This window comes from Flavobacterium sp. ACAM 123, assembly GCF_000264055.1.
Classification (GTDB): domain Bacteria; phylum Bacteroidota; class Bacteroidia; order Flavobacteriales; family Flavobacteriaceae; genus Flavobacterium.
Genome location: NZ_AJXL01000025.1, coordinates 1 through 20,209, shown reverse-complemented (window position 1 = coordinate 20,209; position 20,209 = coordinate 1). Strand labels below are relative to the sequence as shown.

At 35.3% G+C, this 20,209-nt stretch carries 20 protein-coding genes; 11 read left to right on the top strand and 9 right to left on the bottom strand.

The annotated features are described in order from the left end of the window. Position 1 precedes the first annotated feature (1 nt). Entirely contained in the window at positions 2–766 is a 765-nt protein-coding gene (locus A3SG_RS0106425; RefSeq protein WP_016989203.1) for a type 1 glutamine amidotransferase domain-containing protein, read from the bottom strand. A gap of 86 nt (positions 767–852) precedes the next feature. On the opposite strand from A3SG_RS0106425, the gene A3SG_RS0106420 reads away from it, so the two are divergent. Next, positions 853–1,749: a LysR family transcriptional regulator gene (locus tag A3SG_RS0106420; protein WP_016989202.1), complete on the top strand. Its 897-nt coding sequence runs from the start codon at positions 853–855 to the stop codon at positions 1,747–1,749. Here A3SG_RS0106420 and nadD read toward each other — a convergent pair whose 3' ends face one another. The 6 genes from nadD to A3SG_RS0106390 all read right to left on the bottom strand — a co-directional run bounded on the left by nadD (position 1,750) and on the right by A3SG_RS0106390 (position 5,783). Continuing rightward, positions 1,750–2,373 carry a nicotinate (nicotinamide) nucleotide adenylyltransferase gene (gene nadD, locus A3SG_RS0106415; RefSeq protein ID WP_016989201.1) on the bottom strand — a complete coding sequence of 208 codons (624 nt, stop codon included), beginning with the start codon at positions 2,371–2,373 and terminating at the stop codon, positions 1,750–1,752. A 102-nt stretch (positions 2,374–2,475) separates the two neighbouring features. After that, entirely contained in the window at positions 2,476–2,838 is a 363-nt protein-coding gene (locus A3SG_RS0106410; RefSeq protein ID WP_016989200.1) for a four helix bundle protein, read from the bottom strand. A gap of 63 nt (positions 2,839–2,901) precedes the next feature. Beyond that, positions 2,902–3,477, bottom strand: coding sequence for a guanylate kinase (gene gmk / locus A3SG_RS0106405; RefSeq protein ID WP_016989199.1), 576 nt, complete (start codon positions 3,475–3,477; stop codon positions 2,902–2,904). 38 nt (positions 3,478–3,515) lie between these two features. After that, entirely contained in the window at positions 3,516–4,376 is an 861-nt protein-coding gene (locus A3SG_RS0106400) for a YicC/YloC family endoribonuclease (RefSeq protein ID WP_035663532.1), read from the bottom strand. A 158-nt stretch (positions 4,377–4,534) separates the two neighbouring features. Continuing rightward, complete coding sequence (locus A3SG_RS0106395) at positions 4,535–5,434, bottom strand: DMT family transporter (protein ID WP_016989197.1); 900 nt, start codon at positions 5,432–5,434, stop codon at positions 4,535–4,537. Further along, complete coding sequence (locus A3SG_RS0106390) at positions 5,427–5,783, bottom strand: arsenate reductase family protein (protein ID WP_029596646.1); 357 nt, start codon at positions 5,781–5,783, stop codon at positions 5,427–5,429. Before A3SG_RS0106390 ends, A3SG_RS0106395 begins: the two co-directional genes overlap by 8 nt. A gap of 78 nt (positions 5,784–5,861) precedes the next feature. Here A3SG_RS0106390 and A3SG_RS0106385 point away from each other — a divergent pair, with 78 nt between their 5' ends. After that, a complete protein-coding gene (locus A3SG_RS0106385; RefSeq protein WP_029596645.1) occupies positions 5,862–6,317 on the top strand; it encodes a DinB family protein in 456 nt (151 codons plus the stop codon). Between the two features lie 718 nt (positions 6,318–7,035). Here A3SG_RS0106385 and A3SG_RS19250 read toward each other — a convergent pair. Next, entirely contained in the window at positions 7,036–7,680 is a 645-nt protein-coding gene (locus tag A3SG_RS19250; protein ID WP_016989193.1) for a DUF3298 and DUF4163 domain-containing protein, read from the bottom strand. Positions 7,681–7,875: 195 nt separating this feature from the next. On the opposite strand from A3SG_RS19250, the gene A3SG_RS0106370 reads away from it, so the two are divergent. Further along, entirely contained in the window at positions 7,876–9,018 is a 1,143-nt protein-coding gene (locus A3SG_RS0106370; protein ID WP_016989192.1) for a cystathionine gamma-synthase, read from the top strand. A gap of 92 nt (positions 9,019–9,110) precedes the next feature. Here A3SG_RS0106370 and A3SG_RS0106365 read toward each other — a convergent pair whose 3' ends face one another. Next, a complete protein-coding gene (locus tag A3SG_RS0106365) occupies positions 9,111–9,914 on the bottom strand; it encodes a THC0290_0291 family protein (protein ID WP_029596644.1) in 804 nt (267 codons plus the stop codon). Between the two features lie 276 nt (positions 9,915–10,190). Between A3SG_RS0106365 and gdhA the strand changes: the two genes are divergently transcribed. The 8 genes from gdhA to A3SG_RS0106325 all read left to right on the top strand — a co-directional run bounded on the left by gdhA (position 10,191) and on the right by A3SG_RS0106325 (position 20,183). Then, complete coding sequence (gene gdhA, locus A3SG_RS0106360) at positions 10,191–11,534, top strand: NADP-specific glutamate dehydrogenase (RefSeq protein ID WP_016989190.1); 1,344 nt, start codon at positions 10,191–10,193, stop codon at positions 11,532–11,534. Between the two features lie 135 nt (positions 11,535–11,669). Further along, positions 11,670–13,976 (top strand): T9SS type A sorting domain-containing protein, encoded by a 2,307-nt coding sequence (locus A3SG_RS0106355; RefSeq protein WP_029596643.1) that lies wholly within the window; start codon positions 11,670–11,672, stop codon positions 13,974–13,976. Between the two features lie 27 nt (positions 13,977–14,003). Continuing rightward, positions 14,004–14,717: a DNA repair protein RecO gene (gene recO / locus A3SG_RS0106350; protein WP_016989188.1), complete on the top strand. Its 714-nt coding sequence runs from the start codon at positions 14,004–14,006 to the stop codon at positions 14,715–14,717. A 110-nt stretch (positions 14,718–14,827) separates the two neighbouring features. Continuing rightward, positions 14,828–15,289, top strand: a complete 462-nt coding sequence (locus A3SG_RS0106345; RefSeq protein WP_016989187.1) for a hypothetical protein — start codon at positions 14,828–14,830, stop codon at positions 15,287–15,289. Further along, positions 15,279–15,482, top strand: coding sequence for a helix-turn-helix transcriptional regulator (locus tag A3SG_RS0106340; protein WP_016989186.1), 204 nt, complete (start codon positions 15,279–15,281; stop codon positions 15,480–15,482). Before A3SG_RS0106345 ends, A3SG_RS0106340 begins: the two co-directional genes overlap by 11 nt. Before the next feature lie 138 nt (positions 15,483–15,620). Next, positions 15,621–19,082 (top strand): isoleucine--tRNA ligase, encoded by a 3,462-nt coding sequence (ileS, locus tag A3SG_RS0106335; protein ID WP_016989185.1) that lies wholly within the window; start codon positions 15,621–15,623, stop codon positions 19,080–19,082. A 3-nt stretch (positions 19,083–19,085) separates the two neighbouring features. Continuing rightward, positions 19,086–19,466, top strand: coding sequence for a TraR/DksA family transcriptional regulator (locus A3SG_RS0106330; RefSeq protein ID WP_016989184.1), 381 nt, complete (start codon positions 19,086–19,088; stop codon positions 19,464–19,466). 117 nt (positions 19,467–19,583) lie between these two features. Then, positions 19,584–20,183, top strand: a complete 600-nt coding sequence (locus tag A3SG_RS0106325; RefSeq protein WP_016989183.1) for a lipoprotein signal peptidase — start codon at positions 19,584–19,586, stop codon at positions 20,181–20,183. Positions 20,184–20,209 lie beyond the last annotated feature (26 nt).

Below are 20,209 nucleotides of genomic sequence, written 5' to 3'. Positions count from 1 at the left end.
TTTACTTTTGTGTATTTAATTGGTGTAATAGTTTTTCAGCAACTAATTTAGACGAAGCTGGATTTTGACCTGTAATCAATAAACCATCTTGTACTGCATAAGGATGCCAATCTTCTATTGAAGAATAGGTAGCTCCGTTTGCTTGTAAAGCATCTTCTAATAAAAATGGAACAACATCTGTTAAACCTACTGCTGCTTCTTCCGTATTAGAAAAACCGGTGAGTTTCTTTCCTTTTACTAAGAATTCGCCGTTCACTTTTACATTTTTAAGCGCTCCTGGTGAATGACAAACAAATGCAACTGGTTTATCGTTAGTATAAAAAGCCGCAATTAAATCAATCGAGTTTTTGTCTGTCGCTAAATCCCATAATGGTCCGTGGCCCCCTGGATAAAATACAGCGTCATAGTCTGTCTCTTTAACATCAACTAGTTTGTGTGTGTTTTTCAATTTAGCCTGTAATTCAGTGTCTTTGTCAAATCTTTTTGTGTCTTCTGTCGCTGCAGATGGATCTGCGCTTTTTGGGTCAATAGGTGGTTGACCTCCCTTTGGAGTTGCAATATCAATGATCACTCCCTTGTCTGCTAACTCATAATATGGAGCTGCAAATTCTTCTATCCAAAATCCTGTTTTTTCTCCAGTGTTCCCTAGTTCTGAGTGACTAGTTAGAACGAATAATACTTTTTTCATGTCTTTTTTATTTTGTGCGGTTGCATCGATGCAACCTGCGGTTAATGCTATAATTGCAAATAATGCTATTTTCTTCATGTTTTAATTTCTTTATTCAAAGATAAGGCGAATATGGTATTACTAAAAATAATTTAAATTATGTTTGCAATAAATATATTTATATCATGGTAAATTTAGAATGGTACAGAACGTTTAAATCCGTTTATAAAAACGGTAACTTTTCATTAGCGGCTAAAGAGTTGTTTATCAGTCAGCCAGCAGTCAGCCAGCAGATATCAATGCTGGAGGCACATGTTGGTTATAAATTGTTTAATAGGAAATCTAAAGGCGTCGAGCCAACGGAATATGCTAAGTTACTCAATAATTTAATTATAGAAGCATTAGACCGACTGGAAAACGTGGAGAACGGTTTTAGAGCTAAGGCGTTGAATACGAACAGTTTAATTTCTGTAGGAATTTCGAAGCACTTGTTCAGTAGTATCGGCACTTCCTTACTATCAAAATTTGATTATATCGATTTTAGTTTTCATGAAAACGAAATGCTTTTTGAATTAGTTGACAACAAAAAACTAAATTTTGCGGTCGTAACTAAAAAGTTTGACACATTTGATACGATCCAGAAGAAGGTGGGGTATATTAAACAAATTATCGTTGGATCATCTAATATTGATGCCTCAGCAGTAAAGTCCAAAATTAAAGCCAAAGAGTTGACGGATGTGGAACATTGGTTAAACAAGCAAAAATGGTACAATCATGATTCAGGTATTCCGCATGTAAAATTGTTTTGGTTGCACGTTTTTAATAAAAAGAGGCCTTCGATGATTTCTAATTTTATTATTCCTTCTGAGTACGAAATGTTAGAAGCACTTTCGAAAAAAACAGGCGTGGCGGTAGTGTGGAATTGTAACGCTAAGCCATTTATTCAGGATAAAAAACTCCAAATAGTTTGGGACAGCAAGCAGATGCCTACTACGGAGGTTTTTTTATTATCGGGCAAAAATGACAATCTTATTAGCGCTTTTCAAGAGATAGTAGCGGAACTGAAAATTGTACTGGAGTGATTATTTCTTGTAAAAATTATTATGATCAATATATTCCCAGACCTTAGTAGGTAAAAGGGGCTGAATGTTTTTTCCTTCTTTAATGTTTTTTCGAATAAAAGTAGAAGAAATTTCGACTATTGGAGCATCAATTAAATGTACTTTTGGCCCTAAGTCTTGGATTTTTTTTAAATCTAAACTTTCCGATTCAGATGAAATTACTTCGCCCGGTTGTTGCTTCGCGGCGAGTCTTGGATATACATAGACGGCGTGATTTTGTAAAATAACTTCGTAATTTTTCCATTTATATAAAGACTTTAAGTTGTCTTCTCCCATAATCAACGAAAATTCATGATTGGGGTATTTCTCTTCTAAGTGAACTAAGGTAGTTACCGTATAATTGGGTTGCGTTAATTTGAACTCAATATCGGAGGGTTTTAATTTTGGAAAATTTTCAGTAGCGAGGTGGGCCATTTGCAGACGATGGTAGTCGTCAAGCAAGCTACTTTTTTTCTTGAAAGGGTTATGTGGGGTTACAACTAACCAAACCTGATCTAAGTTTGCATTTTCAGCCATGTGATTGGCAATGATTAGGTGCCCAACATGAATGGGGTTGAATGTCCCGAAATAGAGTCCTATTTTCATTTTTTTAAGTTCTTAGTAATTGATCCATAGTCCTTAGTAATTAGTCCTTAGTGGAGATCTCCTCTAAATAATATCAATTCGCTTAAGACTAACTCTTTAAAATTATTTTAAATTTCTCGCAAAGGCATTAATCATCTTACTTTCTTCTTCGATTAAGAAAACAATCTCATTAAATAGCTTATCATTATTAACAAATTCTAATTCTTTTGCGATAATTAATTGAGTTTCTATTTCGTTTAAGGAGCCTCTTGCAATATTTAAAAAATGATTAAATGATTTATCGGTTTGTCGTCCAAAACCTTCTGCAATATTGGACGGGATTGAAACGCTGGCTCTTTTCAGCTGACTCGTCAATGCGTATTTTTCATCGTCTGGAAAATACTTTGTCAGCTTATAAACTAACAGAACTATTTTAATACCTTTTTGCCAAATAAGTAATTCCTTGTACGATTTAACTCCGCTCATAAGTTTTCTTTTTATTTAACGTTCTAAGAATTACTAGGGACTTAGGACTAGTCACTAAAACAACTATTTGGCTACAAAATCCTTCACCAATTGATGCGCTTCTTCCAAAGCAGTATCTAAATCGTAATTTTTAATAATTACGTCAAATTGTGGGGCAGTTGCGAGTTCTACCGATGCTTTTGCAATGCGCATATTGATCTTGTCTTCACTTTCGGTGGAGCGTTTTTTTAAACGAATTTTTAACTCATCAATACTAGGTGGTTTTACAAAAACGGCCAATGTTTCATCCTGAAATTTAGACTTGATTCGTAAGCCACCTGCAACGTCAATATCAAAAATCACATTTTTTCCTTTGGCCCAGATACGGTCTACTTCGCTTTTTAAAGTTCCGTAGAAATTGTCTCTGTACACTTCTTCCCATTCTAGAAAGTCGTCATTCTTGATATGTTGTTTGAATTCTTCAGTTGAAATGAAGTAATAATCTTTTCCATGTGCTTCTTCGCCTCTTGATTCTCGAGAAGCTGCTGAAATAGAAAATTCTAGATTCAAATCTCCTTGGCTTAATAGATGTCTGACTATCGTTGTTTTACCAGATCCCGAAGGTGCTGAAAACACGATTAACTTTCCTCCTTTGCTCATTTTTTTATTTTTTAATTCCCCCTTTGAGGGCTAATAAGCTATAACACGTTCAAAACCTGTTCTTTAATCTTTTCTAATTCGTCTTTCATTTGAACGACTAACTTTTGCATTTGTGCATGATTGGATTTAGATCCCATGGTATTAATTTCACGACCCATTTCTTGGGTAATAAAACCTAATTTTCTGCCGTTAGCTACTGCTCCATTTAGCGTCTCCAAGAAGTAATCTAGGTGATTTGTTAAACGTACTTTTTCTTCGGTGATGTCCAACTTTTCTAAATAATAGATTAATTCTTGTTCAAAGCGATTTTCATCTACATTTACTTTTAACTCCCCAATAGCCGTTTGTAAGCGATCTTTTATTGCCTTAACGCGTTCTGAATCCAATGCTAAAGTGTCAGTCATGTACTGACGAATGTTTCCAATACGCAATTGAAATTCTTTTTCTAAAGACAGCCCTTCATCTTTTCTAAAAGTCAGGATGTTTTGCAGCGCCTCTTCGATAACGGTTTGAATTTGAATCCAGTCGTTTTCATCAATTTCGTCACGTTCAATTTTTAATGCATCTGGCATTCTGATTGCCATTTTCATTAATTCGGTTTCGTATCCTTCGTTACAAATTTCTTTGAGTTGATCCATATAGGCTTTTACAATCGGCACATTCACTCTTGTTGAAGTTTGCTCAGCGGTACTTTCTATAAAAATAGAAAAATCTACTTTTCCTCGTTCTAGTGTTGAAGCAATTTGAGTCCGCAAACCCAATTCCATCTCGCGGTACAGCGAAGGCATTCGCACATTCAAATCCAAACCTTTACTGTTTAAAGATTTAACTTCTACTGTTATTTTCTTGGTTGGTAATTGAATAGTTGCTTTACCAAAGCCGGTCATTGATTGTATCATATAATTTTCTAAAAGAGTGCAAAGGTAGTAAAAAAAAGCCCCTAACCCGCGAAGGAGGGAAAGCGGGAAATGTAAACATTTTATGTCTTAGTAGAAGGCAGTTTCATTTTTATTAATAAGATGTAGAAATTATTGCTGACCATTTTTTTACATCTAGTCTATTTCTCCTTTTTAACGCGCTGGGGGGAGGATGTCACTAAATAGACACCGACAAATATCAAAATTGCCGACAGTATTTTTACTAGATTCAATTCATCTTTGCCTAACCCAATAGCAAATACCGTAGCAAATACGGGTTGGAGATAAATAAAAACGGCAACTGTTGTTGGTTTTAATTCTTTCATGGTGAGCAAATTTAGTAAATAGGTAATAAAAGTGGAGATGACCACTACAAAGCCTATTTTCCAATAAATTAATGTTGGCACCAATGCCCAATTAGCGGCCTCAAATTGGCCCCAGCCAAAAGGTAATACCATCAAAAACCCGAATAAATAGATCCATTTCACAAAGGTGAAGGCATTGTATTTATCCATTAATTTCTTGACGATTATCAAATAAAAACCATAGGAAATTGCATTTATTAAAACCAGCATATTACCGATACTCGCATTTGTGGCGCTGCCTATTGACCGGCCGTATAATATAAGAAACGCCGTCCCTGTAAGTCCTAGGATAATACCAGCGACCATGCGTTTGCGCATACGCTCTTTCAGGATAATCGCCGAAAGGATTAATACAATCATCGGGGTGGTCACCATAATTACGGATGCCGAGATGGGAGAAGTAAGGCTTAAACCTTTAAAAAAGGTAAGCATGTTAAAGGCGACACCAAAGAATGCCGCAGCAATAATTCGCGGAAAATCGTGTAGCGCTATTTTTTCCTTTGGCATAAACAACCAAGACAGCCAAAACAAAAGCATGGCGCCGCTCACCCTTAACAAAATAAAACCATAAGCATCGATGTACTCTGGCATTACATCCTTTGCTATGGTAAAAGTGATTCCGTATATTACGGAAACAATGGTCGCACCAAACAGTGCAACATTCCTTTTAGACATTAGCCAATGCTTTCATGACTTGAAGCATGTTTTGTTGGGTTCCGCCAACATAAACGCCATTGTTAATGACAAAAACAGGTCGGCTCAAAAAAGTATAATGCTCTAAAATATATTTTTGATAGTCTTCTTCGGTCAAGGACTTGTCTTTTAAATTCATAGACTTATACAATTGGGCTTTTTTACTGAACAAGGCTTCATAACTTCCTGAAAGTTGGTACATTTCCTCTAGTTCCTCAGCTGTAAGTGGATCTTGTTTGATGTCACGAAACACAAGGTCACTTCCTTTTGGTAACGATTTTATAATTTTTCTACAAGTATCGCAGGAAGCGATGTAATATATTTTGTTCATAATAAACTGCATTTTCTTTGTGCAAAGAAAATTCATTTGAGACGGAAAATGATTATTTTTATTCAAAAAATTAGAAAAATGCAACAAACATTAGACATTACCAGAACAAGTAGAAAAATAGTATCTCAAATGCTGGCGGGATATACCCTAGACCAGTTGAATAAAATTCCCGAAGGATACAACAATAACTTAATTTGGAATATTGCCCATATCATTGTCGTTCAACAGATGTTAGTTTACAATTTATCAGGAGTACCTATGATGATTTCAAACGAAATGGTCGAGAAATATAAAAAAGGAACCAAGCCAGAACATATTGCAACTCAAGCCGAAGTCGATGAAATCCAAACATTACTTGTGGAAACCATCAACCAGACTGAAACCGATTTAGAAAATAAAATTTTCACTAATTATCAAGAATATCCAACATCTGCAGGGATTGTACTAAAAAGCGCTTTAGATGCGATTGCTTTTAATGACTTTCACGAAGGGATGCACATTGGGGTTATAATGAGTATCCGCAAGCTTGTTTAGGTTGATTTCTATGAGCAGCTAATCCCGCTTTCCACTACAACCTCTTGCCCTTCTCCCCTTTTTTCTAAGCTATAAAAGGAGCTTCTTCCGGTCGCTCTTTTCTACCATAAAAAAATAGGGTGGAGTGCAAAAGGGTTTTCGCTGCTATCAGGGCTACGCGATTTGTGGTATTTTATAAATTTAGGTTGTTATAAAACCGAACAATTTCTTTTATAACAGCTTTGTCAAAGTTCAAAACTTTGACAAAGCTTGCAATCGTAGCTCATAAACGTGTCAAAATTAATGTGAGATATGAATAAAACGCCCAGTAGAGTACTGATTTTAGTATCGTCTTTTATTTTTTTTAATAAATTGTAAGAGAAGTGAAAAGTTAAAGAACATTCAAAAGTCAGCTGTTGTTGTAGAAAATTTTGAAGTGTTTTACAACCAATTTCATTCAGATAGTTTGTTTCAAATATCTCGGATTAAATTTCCTTTAGAAGGCCAAAACAGAGATGGTTTCGAAAAAAATAAGTGGACAAAAGTAAATTGGATACTATTAAAAACTAAAATTTACGACATTGACACATTAGAATTTAAAACCGAATGGAAGAAAACAGGAACGTCGTTTGTTGAGAAATGTTCTTTAGAAAATTCTGGATTTAGTTCAGAATATAGATTCCAATTAATAGAGAAAAAATGGTATCTGACATATGCTTTAGATATAAATCTCTAATAACTATTTAATCAACAAATAGTCACTTATCTCTTTATACGATAGTAATAACTCTTTTGTTCCATCAGCATATGAGGCAGCTTCGTAGGAATTGTAAAATAAAAGTAATCCTTTATCAGTATAAAACAGGTTTTGAAGCAAATGAAAGGTGTCGTTTTCAAATAGCAATCCTGTTGCATTAATCGATTCGTTTTCTGGGATTTTATATTTACTTCTGAATTTTTTTTCAGCGAAAACTCTAAATGTATTTATATCCTTAAATAATTGATGTTGTAAAATCGTTTTACCTGTGTTTGGGTCAAATAGTAAAGAGCGTTGTCCTTGATAGCCATGAGCCCCACCAGTGTAAGTGTAATGTTTGATTTCTATATTGATAATGTTCTCAGACAGGTATTTTATTTCGCCGTCAATTTTGGCTTCCCAGCCAAAGGAATCTTTTGGAAAGTCTTTTTGCAGTTTTTCGTACGAATCAATGAATGAATTGACTAGCTCCGCAAAATCGTTCGAGGTATAAGGTTTTTCTCCAAAGTATACGATCTCTTTCAAAACAGAAAACACTTTTTTATTGATGCTGTCGGATACTATTGGGACGCCTTTAGCAATAGGAATTCGAACACGTATTGAAGGACAATTATCCTTACAGTTCAAGCTTGTTTTTTTTCAAAAGACTGATTTTCAAAAACGAGTTCTTTTTCACAACGTGCCAATAGAAAGAACAAGAGGCAAAAAGGATATAATTTTTCATCTCAAAAAAGTGTTAATTAAATACAAAGGTAGGAACTTGTTCCTTTCTTAGAATAAATTAATGGGTAAGTTTGTAAAAGCATTAAAAACGGAAACCAAATGAAATTCAATACTAAAACAATACACGGTGGTCAGCATCCAGATCCAAGCACTGGGGCTGTAATGCCACCCATCTATCAAACAACTACGTATGCACAAATAAGCCCTGGTCATCCTATGGGGGATTATGAATACAGCAGAACTGCAAACCCCACAAGAACAGCTTTAGAAAATGCATTGGCGAGTATTGAGAATGGCTCAAGAGGATTAGCGTTTTCATCTGGGTTAGCGGCAACAGATTGTTTGATGCGGGGATTGAAACCAGGTGATGAAGTTATTGCTATGGATGACTTGTATGGAGGGACTTACAGGTTGTTTACAAGAATTTATAAAGATTCAGGTATACTATTCCATTTTATAGATATGAATGACATGGAAAAATTCAAGTCATTGCTTAGTGAAAAAACGAAACTAGTTTGGGTAGAAACACCAACAAATCCTATGATGAAATTGGTAGATATTGAAGCAATTGCTAAAATCACAAAATTGCATAAAGTGCTTTTTGCCGTTGACAATACTTTTGCAACACCTTACTTGCAAAATCCATTAGATTTAGGCGCAGATATCGTAATGCATTCAGCAACAAAATACCTTGCAGGACATTCTGATGTGATGGCAGGTGCTTTGATTATGAAAGATGCAGAACTAGGTAAACAAATGCATTTTCAACAATTTGCTACTGGAGCGATATTGGGACCTATGGATAGTTTTTTAGTGCTGAGAGGAATAAAAACATTGCATTTAAGAATGCAACGACATTGCGAAAATGGAGAAAAAATAGCTGAATTTTTGAACAATCATCCAAAAGTTAAAACCGTATATTTTCCAGGATTGTCAAGTGACCCCTTTCATGAAATTGCTAAAAAGCAAATGCGTGGCTTTGGAGGAATGGTTTCTTTCAATTTCGTATCCGGTAAAAAAGAAGATGCAATCGATTTTCTTGAAAAAATAAAACTATTCACCCTAGCAGAATCTTTAGGGGGAGTAGAGTCACTGGCAAATTACTCCGTAATGATGGCGCATGCATCGATTCCAGAAGATAAAAGAAAAGAAATTGGAATTACGGATGATTTAGTTCGATTGAGCGTAGGTATCGAAGATGCAGAAGATCTGATAGACGATCTAAAACGAGCGTTAGCTTAAATGGCTTAGTCTCTTTCTTTGAGAGTGATATTACATTAAAAAGCCCAATTCTAAATCGTAGAATTAGGCTTTTTTCTATAAAATTTTTAGTGCTATTGTAGGTAGTAGATATAACCAAAATTAAGCCAGACTAACCAGTCGTTGGCCTTGTTTTCTTTGTAAATCGCTGGATTTGGATTTAAACCATCTACCCAATTGGAAAAAAAATATTGAAATCTCAAATCAATCATTAAATCCCTTAATGGGCTTAATTTATAACGGGTTCCTACACTAGTAACAATTGACCATACTGTGCCCCCCTCAGTGGAAAACCCATAAGGGCGATTATCCGTAGGAGTTAAATATTTTGGAAATGTAGTTAGTGGTGTACCCAAAGGGCCTAAGGTGGAATAGGCTTTGGCATTGTAGTAGCTGAATTGACCTCCCAGGCTTATAAATGGTCCTAAACTACCTGTTCTTGCAGTAAAATCACGGATGCTGAAAGGGAAATACTCTAATTGCATTCCTATATTGGTCACGGCTGTACTTCCTTTCATTGCCCTCAATTGCTTTGCGCCAAAACTTGTACGTTCAGGGGCTACCCATTCTCCCAGATGCTCTAAGTCGGTTTTGTTATAAGAAAGTTCGCTTCTTAGCTTGAAGTGATCATTAAAGTAAGTATCACGAGTATAGCAGTTGCATTCTGCTTTATAGGAAAAATTGATATAATGAATTATCCCGATTCCCATTCCCGTATTTCCTGCATTTGTATCGAAATTGTATCGCTGTCCATAGTCAGATTGGAAAGCCACAGGTCCGGCTATAACCCCTACTTCATGCGAAAATCCGAATTGCGCATTTGCACTAAATGAAAAACCCATTAAGACAAACAAAAAGATAGAGAAGTATTTGAGCATTTTTTGTTAAAATTTCAAGTCTTTGCAAATATAGAAAAAACATCATTCATCCATTAAAAATAAATTTAAAGATAGATAATTAAAAGCTAAATTGCTTATGAAAAGTACAACGTTTTGGAATAAAGCACAACTTCAGATCCTATTTTTTTAAGGAATTATTGGTAAAAAGATAATTCGCTAAGATATAGTAAAATATTATTAAGAAATATTCTAAGAACTCGTATATTTGCGCTCACTAACGAAAACGTTTTCTTAAACGTTAATAATCTAATAATCATGTCACAAAGTATTACTACTTTTATTGAAGAGGTTACTAAAAGAAACCCAAACGAGCCAGAATTCTTACAGGCAGTTTTAGAAGTTGCTGAAACAGTAATTCCTTTCATTGAAGAAAATAAAAAATACCAAAACAAAATGCTTTTGGAAAGAATGGTTGAGTCTGACCGAATCATTACGTTTCGTGTAGCTTGGATTGATGATAAAGGAGCTACTCAAGTTAATAGAGGATATCGCATACAAATGAATTCGGCTATCGGACCATATAAAGGAGGACTTCGTTTTCACCCTTCTGTAAATTTAAGTATTCTAAAATTTTTAGCATTCGAGCAAACTTTTAAAAATAGCTTAACCACGTTGCCAATGGGCGGTGGAAAAGGGGGGGCTGATTTTGATCCTAAAGGTAAATCAGATAATGAAGTAATGCGTTTTTGCCAAAGTTTCATGACTGAGTTGTCTAGGCACATTGGTGCAAATACAGATGTACCTGCTGGGGATATCGGTGTTGGAGGAAGAGAAGTTGGATTTATGTTTGGTCAATATAAAAGACTGAGAAATGAATTTACAGGAATCTTAACGGGTAAGGGACTTTCTTATGGAGGTTCGTTAATAAGACCTGAGGCTACAGGTTACGGAAACGTGTATTTCGCGCAAAGTATGTTAGAAACTAAGGGAAGTAGTTTTGAAGGTAAAACAGTTGTTGTTTCCGGTTCTGGAAACGTTGCTCAATATTCTTCTGAAAAAGCGACTCAATTAGGTGGTAAAGTAGTTACTATGTCAGATTCTGCAGGTTACATCTACGATGCCGAAGGGATTGATGCTGAGAAATTAGCTTTTGTAATGGAGCTTAAAAATGAATTAAGAGGAAGAATTAGCGAGTATGTTAAGAAATATCCAAACGCTAAATATATTGCTGGAAAACGTCCTTGGGAAGTGAAATGTGATATTGCATTACCTTGTGCGACACAAAACGAATTGAACGAAAAGGAAGCTAAAACTTTGGTAGCAAACGGATGTGTTTGTGTGGCTGAAGGAGCTAATATGCCTACAACACCGGATGCTGTTTTAGTTTTTCAAAATGCTAAATTATTATTTGCTCCAGGAAAAGCGGCAAATGCTGGTGGTGTTGCAACCTCAGGTTTAGAAATGTCTCAAAACTCATTGCGATTGAGCTGGACTTCTGAAGAGGTAGATCAAAAACTAAAAGAAATCATGCTTAATATTCATTCTTCCTGTGTGAAATACGGTTCTGATGCAAATGGATATATTGACTACGTGAAAGGAGCAAATATTGCTGGTTTCGTTAAAGTGGCTGACGCTATGCTTGCTCAAGGAGTGGTATAAATCTTTTTTTAAATAAATTAAATGCCTTCTGTGATCTCGATACTTCGGGATTGGACAGAAGGCATTTTTTTGATTAGAACAAAAACCGAATGCTTAGGTTTGTGTTATATTTGTGAATCATAAGTATCCTCCACAATGAAAAGAATATTTTATAGCTTTCTACTTTTACTACTCACACAAATGGGTTTCTCCCAAAAAGATTTGTCGTGGCAAGGCTATTTTTCATATAATGAAATTAAAGATATTTCAGCCTCTTCTACAGCAATTTTTGTTGCCTCAGAAAATGCTTTGTTTTCTAAAAACACGATTGACAATCAAATCGTAACAACCAATACGGTCGATGGGCTTTCCGGTCAAACGATTAGTTCTATTTACTACAACACTGTTTTTAATAAAACACTCGTCGGTTATGAAAACGGACTTATAATTGTGATTAATGAGGCTGATGGCACCATGTTGAAAGTAGTTGATATTATCAATAAACAGCTTCCGGCAAACAAGAAAAAAGTAAATCATTTCATGGAGTTTGAGGATATTGTATATGTTTCCTGTGACTTTGGGATTGTGCAATTTAATTTAGAGAGTATGCTTTTTGGCGATACTTATTTCATTGGCGACACCGGTGCAGAAATAAGTGTCAGGCAAACGGCCATTCATAACGGATTTATTTATGCTGCTACAAACAACGGCGTTCGTAGCGCTTCCATTTCAAGTAAAAATTTAAATGACTACAAGCAGTGGAGGTCGGTTGCTACTGGAAGTTGGTCGGGAGTAGAGGCCTTTGGTGCAGAACTTATTGCAGTTAGCGATTCGGGAAATCTGAATAAATACAACGCAAGCACGAATTCTTTCACAGGGTTTGCGACATTGTCTCAACCTACTCTCGACACTCGGACAAGTGGGGCTTATTTAATGATAACTACTGCTGGCAGTGTCTACGTATACAATAGGCAATTGAGTTTAGTACGTCAAATAAACAATAATCAAATTCCGGATTACAGCCCTGTTTTTACTTGCGCCACTAGTATTGACGATATAATTTACATTGGTACAAAAGAAAACGGTTTACTAACCACCACGATCGCCACGGTTTCTGTTTTTGAAAATACGACGCCTATGGGACCTTCAAAAAATAGTGTGTTTGCATTACAGTCGACCTCGAGTAATCTCTGGTTAGTTTACGGCGGCTATTCGGTAGGTTACAATCCCTATGAATACATACCAGGTCGTGGCCCTACAGCATTCGGAATCAGTAAATTTAGTTCTTCCGGTTGGCTCAACATTCCTTACGAGGAGGTTTTAGGAGCTAAAGCATTGTCTAGGATTACCGTAAATCCCAATAATGAAGATGAAGTTTATGCTTGTTCTTTTTTTTCGGGTTTGTTGAAAATTGAGAATGATATTCCTGTCTTTTTGTTTAATCAAAAAAATAGTGGATTAGAGTCAATTAGCTTTTTAGGTCCAAGTTATATTGATGTGCGAATAAATGGTGCCGCATTTGATAAAGCAGGAAATTTTTGGGTAAATAATAGTTTAGTAAAAAACGGATTAAAAGTCTTTAAAACAGATGGGCAGTGGCAGCGTTTTTCGACGGACAATATAATAGACGCGAGTGAAGATAATAGCTTTGGCAGAATGGTCATTGATAAAAATAGTACGAAATGGATGGCAACAAATAGAGACGGTGTTATTGGTTTTAACGAAAGCGGGAGTGCTTTTAAAAAAATCACAGTAGGAACCGATACTGGAAATTTACCTGCTTCAGATGTTAGAGCTTTAGCTGTGGATAATCGAAACCAACTCTGGATTGGGACTACTAAAGGCCTACGTATATTGTCTAATGTGGGAAGTTTCCAGACAGGGGATCAGCTAACGACTAATCCTGTAATTATTTTAGAGGATAACCTAGCGCAAGAATTATTATACGAGCAATTTATTACTGACATTGCAGTTGATGGAGCTAATAATAAATGGATAGGTACAGCTGATTCAGGTGTTTTTTTAGTCTCATCAAATGGACAGGAGACCAAATATCATTTTACAATCAACAACTCTCCTTTGCCCAGTAATGTTATTAATGACATTGATATAAACAGTACAACTGGTGAAGTCTTTATAGCCACAACTAAGGGATTGCTTTCGTTTAAAGGAATCGCAACAAAAGCTAGTGAGGATCTAGATAGTGCTTATATTTATCCAAATCCAGTTCGGCCTGAATATGACGGAACGGTAAAAATTGCAGGATTAATCAATAGAGCTAATGTGAAAATCACCGATATTGCGGGAAATTTAGTGTACGAAGCTATTTCAGAAGGAGGCACATTAGAGTGGGATACGACTGCTTTTGGAAAATATAAGGTGGCTTCGGGAGTATATATGATTTTTATATCGGCACAGGACGGAGTGGAAACCAAAGTTAAAAAAGTAATGATTATCCGTTAAATTATAATTATTAAATTCCAAATTTAAATGTTGGTAAAAACAAAAGCGATCGTTCTTTCGTCGATAAAATTTCAGGAAAAAAGTCTGATTGTAAAATGCTTTACCCAATCGCATGGATTAAAGTCCTATTTTGTTCGGGATGCTTTTTCGGGACGAAAATCCAATCAGAAAATAGCTTATTTCCAACCCTTAACGATCCTAGAAATAGAGGCCGTGCATAAGAATAAAGGCACATTGGAGAACTTTAAAGAAATAAAAATCAGTACTCCTTTTCATTCGATACATTCCGATATTTATAAGAGTACGATTGTGATGTTTGTTTCTGAAGTTTTGCATCATTCAATACGTGAAGAGGAAAATAACGAATCGCTTTTTGACTTTTTGGAAGCGGCCTTGCTTTGGCTTGATAATCATGATGAAATGGCTAATTTTCATTTGATTCTAATGCTGGAGACCACAAAATATTTAGGATTCTACCCTGACACCTCTGATATGGATATGCCTTTTTTCGAAATGATCGAAGGTGTTTTTACTCCCTTTCAGGCGATTAGCTCTTTAAGTGAGCATGAAACCAATTTGTTTAAAAAACTCATCGCTTTACGATTTGATACCGATCAAAAAGTCTTCCACGTTATCGAAAGACAGCTGGTATTGAAAATCCTGATTAATTATTATATGCATCATCTTGATGGCTTTAAGAAACCTAAATCGTTGGATGTTTTAAAAGAGATTTTTTCATAAAGCTGAAATTCTTTTCAAAAAATTGTTTTTGTGTTTAAAAGTAAAGTATATTTGTCTTTTAATCAAGTTTACTATTCTTTAAGGAAAGTAAGCTTTAATTTTTTTACTTTATGAAACAAAAATCAGACGCACAAGTAGATATAGAAAAAGTTAATAAATTTACAGGTTATCAACTCCCTAATAAATTTAAAATTGTTGGTTTGGTATTGGTTATCATTTCATTTATTTCAATCGTGATGAATGCAGCCTTTTTGGAAAATACAAAATACTACTATTTGTTTCACAGATTAGCTTCTACTACTGTGGTTTTGGGTCTGCTAGTCATTTCAATATCGAAGGAAAAAATTGAAGATGAGTTAATTGCGAAAATCCGTATGCAATCGTATAACTATGCTGTTATAGCGACAGTACTAGTTCATTTAATAACACCGTTTTTTAATTATATCTTCTTTTTTAAGTCCTCAATAGAACAGGAGTATAGTGGTAGTAAAGATCTTGCTGTTATTGGTCTTTTACTAATAATTCAAATTTTAGTTTTTAGGAGATTAAAAAAATCCTACAATGAAGAATAGACTAAAAGTAGAACGCGCCATTTTAAATATTACCCAAGAGGAACTTGCGCAGAAAATAGGAGTGTCTAGACAAACAATCAATTCAATTGAAACCAATCGCTTTGTGCCATCAACAGTATTAGCACTAAAACTATCAAAGTTGTTTGGAAAATCTGTGAATGATTTCTTCGAATTAGAAGGGGACGAAAAATAGAGATTCAAGCTTTAAATTTGTAAATAATTAGAGAGATTAGTCGTAATTTAAAAACTAAGATTTGTGAAAATTAATGAAATTAGTGTACAATAATTCAAAATTCCTTACTTTCGCACATCGATTAAAGAAAAGAATAAAATGAGCACAAAATTTACTGAATACAAAGGACTTGACTTACCAACCGTAGCATCAGAAGTACTAGATTTTTGGAAAAAAGAAAACATATTTGAACAAAGTGTAACCACTCGTGAAGGAAACCCACCATTCGTGTTTTTTGAAGGTCCGCCTTCGGCAAATGGATTACCGGGAATTCACCATGTAATGGCACGTGCTATTAAAGATATTTTTTGTAGATATAAAACACAAAAAGGATTCCAAGTGAAGCGTAAAGCGGGTTGGGATACACACGGGTTACCTATTGAGTTAGGCACCGAGAAAGAACTAGGGATTACAAAAGAAGACATAGGGAAGACTATTTCCATCGAAGAATATAACGAGGCTTGTAAAAAAACCGTAATGCGTTATACTGATGTATGGAATGATTTAACCGAAAAAATGGGCTATTGGGTTGATATGGAAGATCCATATGTGACGTATAAGCCTAAATATATGGAAACGGTTTGGTGGTTGCTCAAACAGATCTATAATAAAGATTTGATGTACAAAGGCTACACCATTCAACCATATTCTCCAAAAGCAGGAACAGGATTATCTTCTCATGAAGTGAATCAACCTGGAAGCTATAGGGATGTGACTGACACCACTGTTGTTGCACAATTTAAAGCACTACATTATCCTAATGGTGAAACATTAGATAACACTATTGAAAAAGCTTTTAAGTTGAGTTATCCTCTTTTTCATGGTGAAGGTTCGATGAGAGGTGTTTTCCATTTTTTAGCGTGGACAACAACTCCTTGGACATTACCGTCTAATACAGCTTTGACAGTAGGTCCAAGAATCGATTATGTTTTAGTAAAAACATTCAATCAATATACTTTCAAAAATACAAATGTCGTTTTGGCTAAAAATCTAGTTGCGAAACAATTCGGGAAAGGATTTTATGAAAGTAAAGATTTAGCGGATTTTGAAAATTTCAAAGAAGGAGACAAGAAAATTCCATACCAAGTCATTGCTGAATGTAAAGGAGCCGATTTAGTTGGAATCAAATACGAACAATTAATGCCATTGGTACTTCCGTATCAAAATGCTGAAAATGCTTTTAGAGTAATTGCAGGAGATTTTGTTACCATTGAGGATGGAACAGGAATTGTGCATACCTCGCCTACTTTTGGTGCAGATGATGCCAAAGTAGCCAAAGAAGCAGTACCTGAGATTCCGCCAATGTTAGTTCTTGATGAATACGGCACACCGGTTCCCTTAGTCGATTTACAAGGGAGGTTTACCTCACATGTAGGAGAGTATGCTGGTAAATATGTAAAAAATGAATATTATAATGATGGCGAAGCGCCAGAGCGCTCCGTTGATGTTGAGATCGCCATTCGATTAAAAGAAGAAAACAAAGCCTTTAAAGTAGAGAAATATGTCCATAGTTATCCACATTGTTGGAGAACAGACAAACCAATTTTATACTATCCGCTTGACTCTTGGTTTATAAAAATCACTGAGGTTAGAGACAGAATGTTTGACTTAAACGAAACCATTAACTGGAAACCAAAATCGACTGGAGAAGGACGTTTTGGAAACTGGATAAAAAATGCCAATGACTGGAATTTATCGCGTTCTAGATTTTGGGGAATCCCTTTGCCAATCTGGAGAACAGAAGACAAAAAGGAGGAGATTTTAATAGGTTCGATAGGAGAATTATACAACGAAATAGAAAAATCAATTCAGGCTGGATTCCAAAAAGAAAACCCTTTTAAAGGATTCGAAATTGGAAACATGGACGAAGACAACTATGATTTAGTTGATTTGCATAAAAATGTAGTTGATGAAATCACTTTGGTATCTGCTTCGGGCAAATCAATGAAGCGGGAGGCAGATTTGATTGATGTTTGGTTTGACAGTGGGTCGATGCCATATGCACAATGGCACTATCCTTTTGAGAATAAGGAGAAAATTGACGCGAATAAAGATTTTCCAGCTGATTTCATTGCTGAAGGCGTGGATCAAACCCGTGGATGGTTTTATACGCTACATGCAATTGCAACTTTAGTTTTTGACAAAGTAGCCTATAAAAATGTAGTTTCGAATGGATTAGTCTTAGACAAAAACGGACAAAAAATGTCTAAGCGCTTAGGAAATGCAGCAGACCCTTTTGAAACACTAGCAGAATACGGACCGGATGCCACAAGATGGTACATGATATCAAATGCAAATCCTTGGGATAATTTAAAATTTGACCTTGAAGGAATCGCTGAGGTTCGCAGAAAATTCTTTGGTACCTTATACAATACTTATTCGTTCTTTAGCTTGTATGCAAACATCGACGGATTTAAATATGAAGAAGCTGAAATTCCATTAAAGGAGCGACCTGAGATTGATCAATGGATTATTTCAGAATTGAATACGTTAATAAAGGACGTAGATAGTTTCTACGCCGATTATGAGCCTACAAAAGCAGCTCGTGCCATTTCTGATTTCGTACAGGAAAATTTAAGTAACTGGTACGTTCGTTTGTGCAGAAGACGTTTTTGGAAAGGAGAATATGCACAGGATAAAATTGCAGCTTACCAAACATTATACACCTGCCTATTAACGATAAGTAAATTAGGGGCGCCTATTGCACCTTTCTTTATGGATAAGCTTTACAGAGACTTAACGTTAACAACGCAAACAGAAAAATTCGACAGTGTACATTTGGCAGAGTTTCCAAAACACGTTGAAAACTTTGTTAATAAATTGTTAGAGAGTAAAATGCAGAAGGCACAAACCATTTCGTCATTAGTTTTATCACTCCGTAAAAAGGAAATGATTAAGGTGCGTCAGCCTTTGCAAAAGGTAATGATTCCAGTCCTTGACGAGAAACAGAGGCTTGAAATTGAAGCCGTTTCTGATCTTATAAAGGCAGAGGTAAACGTTAAAGAAATCTTGTTTTTAGATGATGCTTCTGGAGTCTTAGTGAAGCAAATTAAACCTAATTTTAAAGCATTAGGACCTCGTTTTGGAAAAGATATGGGTTTGATTTCCAAAGAGATACAGGGTTTTTCTGCTGATAAAATCAATCAGTTGGAAAGCGATGGTAGTATAGAAGTGGTTATTGCTGGAAAAAGCATAACTTTAAAAACAGAAGATGTAGAAATTTCGTCCCAAGATATTGAAGGATTCTTGGTTGCTAATTCAAACGGAATAACGGTTGCACTTGACATTGTTATTTCTCTGGAATTGAAAAAAGAAGGAATTGCAAGGGAATTAGTCAACAGAATTCAAAATATTAGAAAGGAGTCGGGTTTTGAAGTGACGGATAAAATCAAAGTACATTTGCAAAAAAATGATACTCTGGAAGAGGCAGTAAAAGGGAATGTGGAATATATTAAATCAGAAACACTAACAGAAGAATTGGTTTTTGTAGATAATATCCATGACGGTACTGAAATAGAATTTGACGAGATAAAAACAAAAATAGTAATTACAAACAAATAGATTATGGTAGAGGCACCAACAAGATACTCTGACGCTGATTTGGCAGAGTTCAAACAAATAATTTTGAATAAAATACAAAAAGCGCAATTAGACTTAGACTTGATTAAGAGTGCTTACATGAATGATTTGAATAACGGAACTGACGACACATCACCTACATTTAAAGCATTTGAGGAAGGCAGTGAATCGATGTCTAAAGAAGCGAACTCACAATTAGCGATCCGTCAGGAGAAGTTTATTCGGGATTTAAAAAACGCACTATTCCGTGTAGAGAATAAAACATACGGCTTGTGCAGAGTTACGGGGAAGTTAATTAGCAAAGAGCGATTAAAAATTGTCCCTCATGCAACAATGAGTATAGAAGCTAAAAACTCGCAACGATAAGAAATTTAAATTTCTAATAGTAAAATTCCAAATTCCAATAATAACTTGTAAAATTATTGGGATTTGGAATTTATTTTTTAGAATTTAACTACTTTTGCCCCACTTAAAATTTATAAAATGTCATTACGAAAATCGTATCTACTTATCTTCATTATATTAATCGTTGATCAAGTTTCGAAAATATACATTAAAACTAATTTCGTATTAGGGGAGGAAGTAGAAGTTTTCAAATGGTTTAAAGTACTATTCATTGAAAATGAAGGAATGGCATGGGGTACTGAAATTCCAGGGACTTATGGCAAATTGTTTCTAACGCTATTTAGACTGGTTGCTGTAGGCGGAATTGGTTATTGGTTGTGGGATTCAGTAGAAAAAAAACACAGTTCAAATTACTTAGTTGTAGCTATCGCATTAATACTTGCAGGAGCTGTCGGTAACATAATAGACTCTGTTTTTTACGGTGTTATTTTTGACGATAGCCATTCTCAATTGGCCACATTGTTTTCAGAACAACCTTATGGTACTTATTTTCACGGCAAAGTAGTCGATATGTTTTATTTTCCATTTTGGCATGGAAATTTGCCTGATTGGCTGCCTCTTTGGGGCGGTAGAGATTTTACTTTTTTTAATGCGGTTTTTAACATCGCTGATATGGCGATCTCTACAGGTGTAGGGATATTAATATTTTTCAACAAAAAAGCTTTTCATAAGACTTAGACTTTAAAATGCAGATAAAAAAANAA

What these genes read in the sequence shown, in the direction of transcription:
- A3SG_RS0106425 (WP_016989203.1), bottom strand. Translation starts at nt 766, where the DNA reads ATGAAGAAAATAGCATTATTTGCAATTATAGCATTAACCGCAGGTTGC.
- A3SG_RS0106420 (WP_016989202.1), top strand. Translation starts at nt 853, where the DNA reads ATGGTAAATTTAGAATGGTACAGAACGTTTAAATCCGTTTATAAAAAC.
- nadD (WP_016989201.1), bottom strand. Translation starts at nt 2,373, where the DNA reads ATGAAAATAGGACTCTATTTCGGGACATTCAACCCCATTCATGTTGGG.
- A3SG_RS0106410 (WP_016989200.1), bottom strand. Translation starts at nt 2,838, where the DNA reads ATGAGCGGAGTTAAATCGTACAAGGAATTACTTATTTGGCAAAAAGGT.
- gmk (WP_016989199.1), bottom strand. Translation starts at nt 3,477, where the DNA reads ATGAGCAAAGGAGGAAAGTTAATCGTGTTTTCAGCACCTTCGGGATCT.
- A3SG_RS0106400 (WP_035663532.1), bottom strand. Translation starts at nt 4,376, where the DNA reads ATGATACAATCAATGACCGGCTTTGGTAAAGCAACTATTCAATTACCA.
- A3SG_RS0106395 (WP_016989197.1), bottom strand. Translation starts at nt 5,434, where the DNA reads ATGTCTAAAAGGAATGTTGCACTGTTTGGTGCGACCATTGTTTCCGTA.
- A3SG_RS0106390 (WP_029596646.1), bottom strand. Translation starts at nt 5,783, where the DNA reads ATGAACAAAATATATTACATCGCTTCCTGCGATACTTGTAGAAAAATT.
- A3SG_RS0106385 (WP_029596645.1), top strand. Translation starts at nt 5,862, where the DNA reads ATGCAACAAACATTAGACATTACCAGAACAAGTAGAAAAATAGTATCT.
- A3SG_RS0106370 (WP_016989192.1), top strand. Translation starts at nt 7,876, where the DNA reads ATGAAATTCAATACTAAAACAATACACGGTGGTCAGCATCCAGATCCA.
- A3SG_RS0106365 (WP_029596644.1), bottom strand. Translation starts at nt 9,914, where the DNA reads ATGCTCAAATACTTCTCTATCTTTTTGTTTGTCTTAATGGGTTTTTCA.
- gdhA (WP_016989190.1), top strand. Translation starts at nt 10,191, where the DNA reads ATGTCACAAAGTATTACTACTTTTATTGAAGAGGTTACTAAAAGAAAC.
- A3SG_RS0106355 (WP_029596643.1), top strand. Translation starts at nt 11,670, where the DNA reads ATGAAAAGAATATTTTATAGCTTTCTACTTTTACTACTCACACAAATG.
- recO (WP_016989188.1), top strand. Translation starts at nt 14,004, where the DNA reads ATGTTGGTAAAAACAAAAGCGATCGTTCTTTCGTCGATAAAATTTCAG.
- A3SG_RS0106345 (WP_016989187.1), top strand. Translation starts at nt 14,828, where the DNA reads ATGAAACAAAAATCAGACGCACAAGTAGATATAGAAAAAGTTAATAAA.
- A3SG_RS0106340 (WP_016989186.1), top strand. Translation starts at nt 15,279, where the DNA reads ATGAAGAATAGACTAAAAGTAGAACGCGCCATTTTAAATATTACCCAA.
- ileS (WP_016989185.1), top strand. Translation starts at nt 15,621, where the DNA reads ATGAGCACAAAATTTACTGAATACAAAGGACTTGACTTACCAACCGTA.
- A3SG_RS0106330 (WP_016989184.1), top strand. Translation starts at nt 19,086, where the DNA reads ATGGTAGAGGCACCAACAAGATACTCTGACGCTGATTTGGCAGAGTTC.
- A3SG_RS0106325 (WP_016989183.1), top strand. Translation starts at nt 19,584, where the DNA reads ATGTCATTACGAAAATCGTATCTACTTATCTTCATTATATTAATCGTT.